The sequence below is a fragment of the Streptomyces sp. NPDC088147 genome (assembly GCF_044741565.1).
Taxonomy (GTDB): Bacteria; Actinomycetota; Actinomycetes; order Streptomycetales; family Streptomycetaceae; genus Streptomyces.
In genome coordinates, this window is sequence record NZ_JBIUSY010000007.1 from 396,961 (window position 1) to 408,275 (window position 11,315).

Below are 11,315 nucleotides of genomic sequence, written 5' to 3' on the forward strand. Positions count from 1 at the left end.
CTCGCGTTCAGCCCGCGTCCGCGACGGCGCGTTCGGCCGCCTCGACCACATTGACGAGCAGCTGGGCTCGCGTCATCGGACCGACGCCGCCCGGGTTCGGCGAGATCCAGCCCGCCACCTCCGCGACATCCGGGTGGACATCGCCGACGATCTTGCCGTCACCGTCCCGGCTGACCCCGACATCGAGGACGGCCGCGCCCGGCTTCACGTCCTCGGGCTTGATGATGTGCGGCACCCCGGCGGCGGCCACGATGATGTCGGCCTGCTTGAGGTGCGCCGACAGATCGCGCGTGCCGGTGTGGCACTGCGTGACCGTCGCGTTCTCGGACTTGCGGGTCAGCAGCAGCGGGATCGAACGCCCGACGGTGATCCCGCGGCCCACGACCACGACATGCGCGCCCTTGATCTCGACGCCGTGGTGACGGAGCAGCTGGATGATGCCGTACGGGGTGCAGGGCAGCGGACCCGTCTCGTTGAGCACCAGCCGGCCGAGGCTCATGGGGTGCAGCCCGTCGGCGTCCTTGAGCGGATCCATCAGCTCGAGCACCCGGTTGGTGTCGATGCCCTTGGGCAGCGGCAGCTGCACGATGTAGCCGGTGCACTCGGGGTTGGCGTTCAGCTCCGCGACCACGGCCTCGATCTCCGCCTGGGACGCGGTGTCGGGCAGTTCGCGCTGGATCGAGGCGATACCGACCTGGGCGCAGTCGCGGTGCTTGCCGTTCACGTACCAGCGGCTGCCGGGGTCGTCACCGACCAGCAGCGTGCCGAGGCCGGGTGTGACACCCCGCTCCTTGAGGGCCGCCACGCGGGCGGTCAGATCGGACTTGATCGCGGCTGCGGTGGCCTTGCCATCGAGAATCTGGGCGCTCATACCCCCATCCTCGCGGATGACCCCTCCCCGGTTCCAATTCGCTGCCCATCCTGAGACGACCTGGGAGTTCGCCCGCCCTGTCGCGGGCGCCGGGCGAGGTTGCGCTTGCACAACGCCCGCCCATGGCGACTGGACAAAATAAGAGGTAGATAACACGATTGCGGGCGCAGTACGCGGCCGTCGACGGGGGGCAGACCGCTCACTTCTGAGAAGTTCCTCCTCCACGTGGGTCGCACCGTCCCCGCATTACCAACGGAGGAACCCCGCCATGAGCTTCGGCGACCCCAACAACCCGTACGGCCAGCAGCCTCAGCCCGGATCCGGCCAGCCCCAGGGTCAGCCGGGCTACGGCTACCCGCAGGGCCAGCCGCAGCAGCCCGGCTACGGCTATCCGCAGGCGCCGCCGGTCCAGCCGTACGGCGGTGGCTTCCCGGGCGGTCCCGGCGGCCCGCAGGAGATGCCGGGCGGCGTCAAGGCGGCCCGCGTGATGCTGTGGGTGATCTCCGGTCTCTGCCTGATCGGCACGTTCATCTTCTTCGGCTCCGCCGCGTCGCTCAACGCGGCGAAGGACAGCACGACGCTCCAGAACGACTCGCAGTTCCAGGACCTCGTGGATGGTTCGAGCGGCTTCCTCTACGGCCTCGGCGCGCTGGCGCTGGTGTGGCTCGTTCTGTCGGCCTTCCTCGCCATCAAGGTCAAGACCGGCGGGAGCGGCTTCCGTACCGCCCTCATCGTCTACGGCGTCGTGACCGCGCTGATCGCCATCTACCCGTTCACGGTGTTCGGGATCGTGCACCTCGTGCTCGCCATCCTGATCGCCGTCTTCGCCGGGAAGTCCGACGGCGCCGCGTGGTTCAACCGCCCGCGTTACTGACGCCACGCCCGTGCGGCTCCTGGCTCGCCGCACCGAGCAGCGCACCGGCAGGAATGAAGGCCGTAATACCCGTCCCCCAGCGGGTTTTACGGCCTTCCTGCGTTTCCGCCGACCTGCTTGCCTGCTTGCCTGCTTGCCTGCTTGCCCGTGACCTGCCTGTCCGTCCGCCGCCGAAACGGCTCAGCGGAACGGCCCGGCGGAAGGGCTCAGTGCAGGGCTCAGTGAAGGGCTCAGTGGAAGAAGTGGCGCGTCCCCGTGAAGTACATCGTCGCGCCCGCCTTCCGCGCCGCCTCAACGACCATTTCGTCACGGACCGAACCGCCCGGCTGCACCACCGCCTTGACGCCCGCGTTCAGCAGGATCTCCAGCCCGTCGGGGAACGGGAAGAACGCGTCGGACGCGGCGTACGAACCGCGCGCCCGCTCCTCGCCCGCCCGCTCCACCGCGAGCTTCGCGGAGTCGACGCGGTTGACCTGGCCCATACCGACCCCCACCGACGCCCCGTCCTTGGCGAGCAGGATCGCGTTGGACTTGACCGCGCGGGACGCCTTCCAGGCGAAGGCCAGTTCACGCAGCTCGGCCTCGGACAGCGCCTCGCCGGTCGCGAGGGTCCAGTTCGCCGGGTCGTCGCCGTCGGCCTGGAGCCGGTCGGTGACCTGGAGCAGCGCGCCGCCGTCGATCGGCTTGACCTCGACGGGCGCGGACGGGGCCTCGGGACAGCGCAGCACGCGGATGTTCTTCTTGCGGGCGAGCACCTCGACCGCGCCGTCCTCGTAGCCGGGCGCCACGATGACCTCGGTGAAGATCTCGGCGACCTGCTCGGCCAGCGCCACGGAGACCGGCCGGTTGACGGCGATCACCCCGCCGAACGCGGACAGCGGGTCGCAGGCGTGCGCCTTGCGGTGCGCCTCGGCGACATCGTCGCCGATCGCGATGCCGCACGGATTGGCGTGCTTGATGATCGCGACACAGGGCTCGGCGTGGTCGTACGCGGCACGGCGCGCGGCGTCCGTGTCCGTGTAGTTGTTGTACGACATCTCCTTGCCGTGCAGCTGCTCGGCCTCGGCGAGGCCGCCCTCGGCGCTGGTGTAGAGCGCGGCGGGCTGGTGCGGGTTCTCGCCGTAGCGCAGCACGTTCTTGCGCGCGTACGTGGCGCCCAGGAACTCCGGGAGGCCCCCCGCGGCGGAGCCGCTGCCGGACCCGGTGTCCGCCGCCGCGTAGCCGTCGGCGAACCAGGAGGCCACGGCCACGTCGTACGCGGCCGTGTGCTGGAACGCCTCACCCGCGAGCCGCTTGCGGGTCGTCAGGTCGAACCCGCCGTCCCGTACGGCGCCGAGGACGTCCCCGTACCGCTCCGGGCTGGTGACGACCGCGACCGAGGGGTGGTTCTTGGCCGCGGCGCGGACCATCGAGGGCCCGCCGATGTCGATCTGCTCCACGCACTCGTCGGGGGTGGCGCCGGAGGCGACGGTCGCGCGGAACGGGTAGAGGTTCACCACGACCAGGTCGAACGGCTCGATGTCCAGCTCGGCGAGCTGCTCGCGGTGCGAGTCGAGCCGCAGGTCGGCGAGGATGCCGGCGTGGACGCGCGGGTGCAGCGTCTTGACCCGGCCGTCCAGGCACTCGGGGAAGCCGGTCAGCTCCTCGACCTTCGTGACCGGCACCCCTGCGGCGGCGATCTTCGCGGCGGTGGAACCGGTCGAGACCAGGGTGACGCCCGCCTCGTGCAGCCCGCGGGCCAGCTCTTCCAGACCCGTCTTGTCGTAGACGCTGACCAGCGCTCTGCGAATGGGGCGCTTCGTACCTTCGGCGCTCACTGGATCGTTACCTTTCGTCCCTCAATGCGATAGCCGTGCCGGGCGAGACGCCCCACGACCTCGACGAGCAGGCGTCGCTCGACTTCCTTGATGCGCTCATGGAGAGCGTCTTCATCGTCCTCGTCCCGTACCTCGACCACGCCCTGCGCGATGATCGGGCCGGTGTCGACACCGTCGTCGACGAAGTGGACTGTGCAGCCGGTGACCTTCGCTCCGTAGGCGAGCGCCTCGCGCACGCCGTGGGCACCGGGAAAGCTGGGGAGCAGGGCGGGGTGGGTGTTGACGAACCGCCCGCCGAAGCGCGCGAGGAACTCCTTGCCCACGATCTTCATGAAGCCGGCCGAGACCACCAGATCCGGTTCGTACGCCGCGGTCGCCTCGGCGAGCGCCGCGTCCCAGTCGTCACGGCTCGGGTGGTCCTTCACCCGGCACACGAACGTGGGAAGCCCGGCGCGCTCGGCACGCTCCAGACCCGCGATGGAACCGCGGTCCGCGCCCACGGCCACGATCCGCGCGCCGAAGGCCACCGGGTCGTCACCGATCGCGTCGAGCAGGGCCTGAAGATTCGTACCGGATCCGGAGACCAGGACCACGAGCCGGGCCGGGCGGGCGGAGGAGGGCGGGGAGGCCACGGCGGGGCGCCTTTCTGGAGCGAGCACAGCCTGTGCGAGCGGCTGCTTGAGTCGTCGTACGGTTTTGTGTGGTCGTACAAACGAATCACGTCCCCCGATACGGGGAACTCTACGAAGAAGCCGACCGTCAGCAACGATACCGGCACACCGAGCGGCCCCCACGGGACGGGGGCTTGGCCGGGAGGTAGCGTCTGGGGACAGGGTTCGTCTCCGGGACGGACCATACGAGACAAGACCCCCGCGCACTGGGTCTGAGGGGAAGACGTTCACCTGATGCCGGACCGACGCCGCCGCACGGCACTCCACCTCCCGCAGCCTTCTGGGCCGGTGCTGCTGCCGCGGGAACGCCAGTCCTCTTCCACCGGCCCTTCTGGTACCTCCGGGCACTCCGGGACGGACGCCCCTGGGACCTCCGGGACGGCGGGGCCGGAGTCCTCGGGCGCCGGTTCGCCGGGCTCGTCCTCCCCCGGGTCCTCCTCACCGGGCTCGTCCGCGCCGGGCTCGTCCGCGCCGGGCTCGTCCGCGCCGGGCTCGTCCGCGCCGGGCTCTGGCGAGGACAATCCGTTCGCGCCGCCGCCCGAGGGCAGGCCCGACCAGCCGTGGCAGCCCCGCCGTCCCGAGCACGGCGGTGACGCGTCGAACGACGGCTCCGGCTCGGGGCGAGGCGGCTGGGGCAGCCAGTGGAGCAGCCGTCAGCCCGGTCGCTCCCAGGGCGGCTTCGGCAGCCGGCCGGGCAGCCAGAACGGGCAGAACGGCCAGGGCTCCGGCAAGGACGGGCCCGACGGAGGCCGGGGCGGACTGCGCTGGGACCCGACGGACCCGGCCCAGCGCCGCGCCCGCTACGCGCTGCTCGCCGGGATGTGGGCCTTCTTCTTCGCGCTCTTCGACTTCCCGGAGATCGCGCTGCTGCTCGGGGCGCTGGCGCTGTACTGGGGCATCAGCTCGCTGCGCAACAAGACCAGGCGGCCGTCGTCGGACACCGACGGCACGGCGGCCGACGGCTCGTCCCCGGCGGCGCCGCGGGCGGGCGGGACCACGACGGGACAGCAGGGACAGCTGACGCAGCCGGGACAGGCGGCACAGACGGGACAGGCCGGGGCGCCCGTCGCGACGTCGAGCAGGCCGCAGACCTCCGCGGCGGTGAGCGGGCTGGTGACGGCCGTGATCGCACTGGCGATCGTGGCCACGACCTTCACCGTGCAGCTGGTCTACCGCGACTACTACACGTGCGTGAACGACGCCCTGACGACGACGGGCCAGCTCTCCTGCAACGATCTGCTGCCCGACTCGCTGGTGCCGGTCTTCGGCGTCAAGGAGTAGTCCCTCCCGGATTCTCGTCCGTATCGGAGCCGCCTTTCCTGAGGGAGGGCGGCTCCGGCGCGAGCGGCCCCGGCGTGGCCGGGAAGTCGGCCATCAGACCACCCGACGCCTCCTTGAACGCCGCCCATCGCGCCTCCCGCGCACCGCGCTCGTGCCAGGACTCGGCCGGCAGGAAGTCGTACGGCTCGAAGCCGGGATCGAACGCTTCCTTCGCGCCGGCCCCCGTACCGCCCGTACCGCCCGTACCGCCCGCGCCACTTGTACCGCCGGTGCCGCTCGTACCGCCCGCGCCCGCACCTGTCGTACCTCCCGCGCCCGCGCCCGCCCCGGCCTCCGCCACGTCCAGCGCGTCCAGGATGTCCAGGCCGCCGATCGCCTCTCCCCCCTCCGACGCGGCGCGTGGACCCGGCGCCGCGCCCGCACCACGCCGTCCCACCGGTCGCCGCCAGAGCGCCCGCCACCACGCCCCCTCCGGAGCACCGGATTCCGCGCCCCCGGACCCCGCCCCGGTCGCAGTCGCGGTCGCGCCCCGCTCACCCGCCCCGGTCGCGGGGAGCGGTTCGGCCGCCGGCAGGTCCTTCGGGCGCCGCTCCCGGAGCCGCCAGAGCCGCAGCAGCAGCGCCGCCGGTACGCCGAGCGCCACCGTCCACGCCAGCGCCGCGGCGCCCGTCAGCCACCACACGGGGCCGAAGGCCGCCAGCCTGCCGCTCCCCAGCGGTCCGCCCGCGAGCCCCGCCAGGACCGCCGTCAGCCCCGCGCACACCACGCCCCCGAGCGCCGCCGTGAGCGCCGTCCCCCGCGCGCTCCACGCCTCTTCCCGCAGGGCGAACGGCGGCGCGGCCACCCGTACCGTGAACCAGGCGACAGCCAGCCCCGCGACGGCCGGGACCCCGGCCGCGGCCCAGTTCAGCGGAGTGCCGGGACCGTCCGGCACGGCGGCGAGCAACGGGAAGGACGGCAGCGCGGGGGTGCCCACGACCCCGAGGGGCGTGGCCGTCGCCGTCGTACCGAGCGCGAAGCCGGGCCCCAGGCCGTACGCGGCGCCCCAGACCGCCGCGTTCGGCACCAGCGCCAGCCCCAGCAGCAGTACGGCGACCCGCCCCGACCAGTCCCCCGCGAGCTGGACGAACGAGGTGTGTGCCGGATCGCCGTGCCAAACCAGCGAGGCCCCGACCAGGAGCGCGCCGCCACCCACCAGCAGCAGGCAGGCCGCCGCGCCCGAGCGCCCCGCGACGGCGACCCGGCGCCGTCCGGCCGGCGCCCAGAACGTGCGGGCCAGCGCTCTTCGTACCGCCCCGGGCAGCCCCTGTGGCAGGGGGAGGCGCGGGCATCCGTGCGCCGTCCATGCCCCGGCCGCCGCCGAGAGCACCGTCAGCACGGGCAGCGTGAGCGCCGCGCGCAGCGGATGCGCGGTGAGCGCGCCGTCCCCGACGTAGAGCACGGCCGAGGCGCCGACCAGCAGATATCCCCCCGACACGGTGCACACGGCGCCGAGCCCGGTGAGCTGGGGCCGTCCCTCGTCGGGTTCGAGGGCGTCCCGCGCGGCGCGGTACGCCAGCCAGGCCGGCAGACCCATTAGGAGCAGCGGTACGACTCCGATGGGCGCGGGGGTCCCGGAGAGGGTGTCCGGGCGCACCAGCTCGACGCCATGGCCCAGCAGCCAGAGCCCGGCCGCGATCCGCAGAGCGCCGCCCGCACCGCTGTCGGGGAACGGTGAAGTGATCCACATCGCCATCACCAGCACGGCGATCGCGCCGAGCCCCAGGCCCGCGGCGAAGGCTCCACGGAGAACGGCGGAGGTGAGCGTCGCGGCCCTACCACGCTCAAGGGCCGCGGCCGAGGACAACGGCGCACTGTGTTCGGTCAATTGGGTCACGACGTCATGCTGCCCATGACGCGCATCTAATTCGCGCAACAGGCGAATAGTCGCCGTGTCGCCCAATATACGTTTATGCGCTTTATTGCCCAGAACCGTGCTGCGGGGAGTCCCACATGACGCAGAAGACCACGCAGAGCACCGCACGAGGCACCAGGGCCGGCGCCCCGTCGCTGCCCGCCCCCGAAGAGCGGCGAAGACTGCGCGAGTCGAAGCCGATGACCGAGAAACAGGCCGCCGCCGCGGTGGGCGTCACACGGTCGACGCTCAGGTCCTGGGAAACCGGGCGCACTGCTCCGCGCGGACGCAAAGGGGAGCGGTACGCGAGGCTGCTGGCCGGGATCGCGGCGGAGCTCCGGGAGAACGCGGAGCAGGAGGAACGGGCCAGGAGGGAGGCCGCGAGAGCCGCCGCGCAGCGGTCCGCGGCGCGGAGCAGGAGTCCCTCCACGCCCCGGAGGACCACGGGTGCGGCGCGGGCCGCCGGGACGGCGAGAACCGCCGGGGCGGCGAGGGCCGCGGGTGCGTCGAGAATCGCGGGTACGGCAAGGGCCGCCCCGGCGCCCGCGGCCGGTGTCGCACCGCCGCTCTCGCCCGGCACAGCCGCCGGGCGCGGCCGCAGGGCGAAGACGACCACGACCACGAACGCGAACACGAACACGAACGCGGCGACGGCGAACCCGGTGCCGACGGGCGCCGCGACAGCGAATATGACCGGATCGGGTGCGCCCGCCCCTGATGTGCGCAACACCGACTGGCCCAACCCACCCGCCATCGGGATCGAGCCCCGCACGCCCGACGAGGCCTTCGACGCCCTGTACGCGTTCACCGCGCCCGTCCTCGTACGCCAGGCGTATCTGCTCACCGGGCGGCGGGTCCTGTCCCAGAGGTCCGTCGAGCGCGCCTTCCATCTCGCGTGGGCGCGCTGGCCCGAGGTCGCGGTCGACCGGGACCCGGCGGGCTGGCTGCGGGCCGCCGCGTACGAGTACGCGATGTCGCCCTGGCACCGGCTGCGCAGCCCCCGGGAGCGCCCCGATCCGGTCGCGCGCGCGCAGGAGGAGCCCGATGAGCGGGCGCTGCGCGAGACGCTGCTGAGTCTTCCCGCGTCGTACCGCCGCACGCTGCTCCTCTACGACGGGCTCGGCCTCGATCTGCCGGAGACGGCGGCCGAGACCGAGGCGAGCACCCCGGCCACCGCCAACCGGCTGCTGAACGCGCGCAAGGCGGTCGCCGTGCGGTTGCCCGAACTGGCCGACACGCGGCTGCTTCAGGAGCGGCTCGGCACACTCGTCCGGGTGACGACGCCACCGCCGCTCGGGGAGGCGCCCGCCATGAGGTCCGGCTGCGAGCGGCGGGCCCGGTTCTGGACGCGGGCCGCCATCGCGTTCACCGTGCTGATCGTCGGGGCGACGGGGTTCACCCTGGCCACCGCGCCGACGCGGTACGAGCCGAAGCCGTCGCCGGGCGAGCGGGTCGGCGGTGTTCCGGTGACCGGCGGTCCGCCCCGGCTGAGCAAGCAGGACATGATGCTGCGCGACAAGCTCCGCCGCGCACCGGCGACCGGCCCCCACCGGCTCGTACCGCAGCCGCTCTGACCGGCGGCCGGCCGGGAACGCGCGTGGGCCCGCACCCGGGAGAGGGTGCGGGCCCACGCGCGTGGTGCCGTACAGCCTGCGGAAGACGCCTGCGGAGGACGGCCTACGGAAGCGGGCCTGCGGGAGACCGGCCTCGGCGGACCGCCCTACGGGAGGCGGATCCTCAGCCCGCGAGGATGGCGCGGGCGAGCCCGGCCGTCTCGGTGGGCGTCTTGCCGACCTTCACGCCGGCGGCCTCCAGGGCCTCCTTCTTCGCCTGGGCGGTGCCGGAGGAGCCGGAGACGATGGCGCCGGCGTGGCCCATGGTCTTGCCCTCGGGCGCGGTGAAGCCCGCGACGTAGCCGACGACCGGCTTGGAGACGTTCTTGGCGATGAAGTCCGCCGCGCGCTCCTCGGCGTCGCCGCCGATCTCGCCGATCATCACGATCAGGTCGGTCTCGGGGTCGGCCTCGAACGCGGCGAGCGCGTCGATGTGCGTCGTACCGATGACCGGGTCGCCACCGATGCCGACGGCCGAGGAGAAGCCGATGTCACGGAGCTCGTACATCATCTGGTAGGTCAGCGTGCCGGACTTGGACACGAGACCGATCCGGCCGGGCTTGGTGATGTCGCCCGGGATGATGCCCGCGTTGGACTGGCCGGGGGTGATCAGACCGGGACAGTTCGGGCCGATGATTCGGGTCTTGTTGCCCTTGCTGCCCGCGTACGCCCAGAAGGCGGCGGAGTCGTGCACCGCGATGCCCTCGGTGATCACGACGGCCAGACCGATCTCGGCGTCGATCGCCTCGACGACGGCGGCCTTGGCGAAGGCCGGCGGCACGAAGACGACGGACACGTCGGCGCCGGTCTTCTCGATGGCCTCGGCGACGGAGCCGAAGACCGGTACGGCCGTGCCGTCGAAGTCGACGGACGTGCCGGCCTTGCGCGGGTTCACACCGCCGACGATGTTGGTGCCGTCAGCGAGCATGAGCTTGGTGTGCTTCATGCCGGTGGCGCCGGTCATCCCCTGGACGATGACCTTGCTTTCCTTGGTCAGGAAAATAGCCATGGTGTTGGAGTCCCTGTCCCTTACTTCGCAGCCGCGAGCTCGGCGGCCTTGTCGGCCGCGCCGTCCATGGTGTCCACGCGCTGCACGAGCGGGTGGTTGGCGTCGGACAGGATCTTGCGACCCAGCTCCGCGTTGTTGCCGTCCAGACGCACGACCAGCGGCTTCGTGACGTCCTCGCCCTTGGTCCTGAGCAGTTCGAGGGCCTGGACGATGCCGTTGGCGACCTCGTCGCACGCGGTGATGCCACCGAAGACATTGACGAACACGGACTTGACGTCCGGGTCGCCGAGGATGATCTCCAGTCCGTTCGCCATGACCTCGGCGGAGGCGCCGCCGCCGATGTCGAGGAAGTTGGCGGGCTTCACGCCGCCGTGGTTCTCACCGGCGTACGCGACGACGTCGAGGGTCGACATGACCAGACCCGCGCCGTTGCCGATGATCCCGACCTCGCCGTCGAGCTTGACGTAGTTGAGGTTCTTGGCCTTGGCCGCGGCCTCCAGCGGGTTGGCGGCGGCCTTGTCCTCCAGCGCCTCGTGCTCGGGCTGGCGGAAGTCGGCGTTCTCGTCGAGCGAGACCTTGCCGTCGAGCGCGATGATCTTGCCGTCACCGGACTTGATCAGCGGGTTGACCTCGACGAGGAGGGCGTCTTCCTTGATGAAGACGGTCCACAGCTTCTGCAGGACATCGGCGACCTGGTCGGCGATCTCGGCCGGGAACTTCGCGGCGGCGACGATCTCGGCGGCCTTCTCGGGCGTACAGCCCTCGTTGGCGTCGACCGGGATCTTGGCGAGCGCGTCGGGGTTCTCCTCCGCGACGACCTCGATCTCCACGCCGCCCTCGACGGAGGCCATGGCCAGGAAGGTGCGGTTGGTGCGGTCCAGCAGGAAGGAGACGTAGTACTCCTCCGCGATGTCCGCGGTCTGGGCCAGCATCACCTTGTGGACCGTGTGGCCCTTGATGTCCATGCCCAGGATCTGACCAGCCTTCTCGACGGCGTCCGCCGGGTCGGCGGCCAGCTTCACGCCGCCCGCCTTGCCGCGCCCGCCGACCTTGACCTGCGCCTTGACGACGGCCTTGCCGCCCAGCCGCTCGGTCACCTCGCGAGCCGCGTCAGGCGTCGTGATGACTTCACCGGCCAGCACCGGTACACCGTGCTTGGCGAAGAGGTCCCTCGCCTGATACTCGAACAGGTCCACGCGTGTCCGTCCCTTTGTCTTTTAAACCGCAGCCTGGTGATCGCGGGTTCGTTGTCTGCGTGGGCGTGCCGCGAAGGGCAACGTGACTG

9 protein-coding genes are annotated in these 11,315 nt (G+C 72.1%); 3 read left to right on the forward strand and 6 right to left on the reverse strand.

Going from position 1 to position 11,315, the window contains the following annotated elements; translation table 11 throughout:
* Nucleotides 1-7: 7 nt before the first annotated feature.
* The gene (locus ACIOGX_RS25405) at nt 8-871 is read right to left on the reverse strand and encodes a bifunctional methylenetetrahydrofolate dehydrogenase/methenyltetrahydrofolate cyclohydrolase (RefSeq protein ID WP_383965694.1); all 864 of its coding nucleotides are present in this window, start codon (nt 869-871) and stop codon (nt 8-10) included.
* A gap of 268 nt (nt 872-1,139) precedes the next feature.
* Between ACIOGX_RS25405 and ACIOGX_RS25410 the strand changes: the two genes are divergently transcribed.
* Nucleotides 1,140-1,745 (forward strand): proline-rich domain-containing protein, encoded by a 606-nt coding sequence (locus ACIOGX_RS25410; RefSeq protein WP_356515803.1) that lies wholly within the window; start codon nt 1,140-1,142, stop codon nt 1,743-1,745.
* Between the two features lie 230 nt (nt 1,746-1,975).
* Here the strand turns inward: ACIOGX_RS25410 and purH are convergent, their stop codons facing one another.
* Together purH and purN are read right to left on the reverse strand one after the other, a co-directional pair.
* On the reverse strand, nt 1,976-3,562 hold the full coding sequence (gene purH / locus ACIOGX_RS25415) for a bifunctional phosphoribosylaminoimidazolecarboxamide formyltransferase/IMP cyclohydrolase (protein ID WP_401916465.1): 1,587 nt from the start codon (nt 3,560-3,562) through the stop codon (nt 1,976-1,978).
* Entirely contained in the window at nt 3,559-4,194 is a 636-nt protein-coding gene (gene purN, locus ACIOGX_RS25420; protein ID WP_356515799.1) for a phosphoribosylglycinamide formyltransferase, read from the reverse strand. Before purN ends, purH begins: the two co-directional genes overlap by 4 nt.
* 273 nt (nt 4,195-4,467) lie before the next feature.
* Here purN and ACIOGX_RS25425 point away from each other — a divergent pair, with 273 nt between their 5' ends.
* Nucleotides 4,468-5,514 carry a hypothetical protein gene (locus tag ACIOGX_RS25425; protein ID WP_401916468.1) on the forward strand — a complete coding sequence of 349 codons (1,047 nt, stop codon included), beginning with the start codon at nt 4,468-4,470 and terminating at the stop codon, nt 5,512-5,514.
* On the opposite strand, the gene ACIOGX_RS25430 is transcribed toward ACIOGX_RS25425, so the two are convergent.
* Nucleotides 5,504-7,390 (reverse strand): DUF6350 family protein, encoded by a 1,887-nt coding sequence (locus tag ACIOGX_RS25430; RefSeq protein ID WP_401916471.1) that lies wholly within the window; start codon nt 7,388-7,390, stop codon nt 5,504-5,506. The genes ACIOGX_RS25425 and ACIOGX_RS25430 overlap by 11 nt on opposite strands.
* Before the next feature lie 116 nt (nt 7,391-7,506).
* Between ACIOGX_RS25430 and ACIOGX_RS25435 the strand changes: the two genes are divergently transcribed.
* Nucleotides 7,507-8,982: a helix-turn-helix domain-containing protein gene (locus ACIOGX_RS25435; protein ID WP_401916474.1), complete on the forward strand. Its 1,476-nt coding sequence runs from the start codon at nt 7,507-7,509 to the stop codon at nt 8,980-8,982.
* A gap of 163 nt (nt 8,983-9,145) precedes the next feature.
* Here the strand turns inward: ACIOGX_RS25435 and sucD are convergent, their stop codons facing one another.
* Both sucD and sucC read right to left on the reverse strand, forming a co-directional pair.
* Nucleotides 9,146-10,030, reverse strand: a complete 885-nt coding sequence (sucD, locus tag ACIOGX_RS25440; protein WP_356515793.1) for a succinate--CoA ligase subunit alpha — start codon at nt 10,028-10,030, stop codon at nt 9,146-9,148.
* A 20-nt stretch (nt 10,031-10,050) separates the two neighbouring features.
* Nucleotides 10,051-11,226: an ADP-forming succinate--CoA ligase subunit beta gene (sucC, locus tag ACIOGX_RS25445; RefSeq protein ID WP_129770790.1), complete on the reverse strand. Its 1,176-nt coding sequence runs from the start codon at nt 11,224-11,226 to the stop codon at nt 10,051-10,053.
* Nucleotides 11,227-11,315 lie beyond the last annotated feature (89 nt).

Coding starts and splice junctions, on each gene's coding strand:
- ACIOGX_RS25405 (WP_383965694.1), bottom strand. CDS start 871: ATGAGCGCCCAGATTCTCGATGGCAAGGCCACCGCAGCCGCGATCAAG.
- ACIOGX_RS25410 (WP_356515803.1), top strand. CDS start 1,140: ATGAGCTTCGGCGACCCCAACAACCCGTACGGCCAGCAGCCTCAGCCC.
- ACIOGX_RS25425 (WP_401916468.1), top strand. CDS start 4,468: ATGCCGGACCGACGCCGCCGCACGGCACTCCACCTCCCGCAGCCTTCT.
- ACIOGX_RS25435 (WP_401916474.1), top strand. CDS start 7,507: ATGACGCAGAAGACCACGCAGAGCACCGCACGAGGCACCAGGGCCGGC.
- sucD (WP_356515793.1), bottom strand. CDS start 10,030: ATGGCTATTTTCCTGACCAAGGAAAGCAAGGTCATCGTCCAGGGGATG.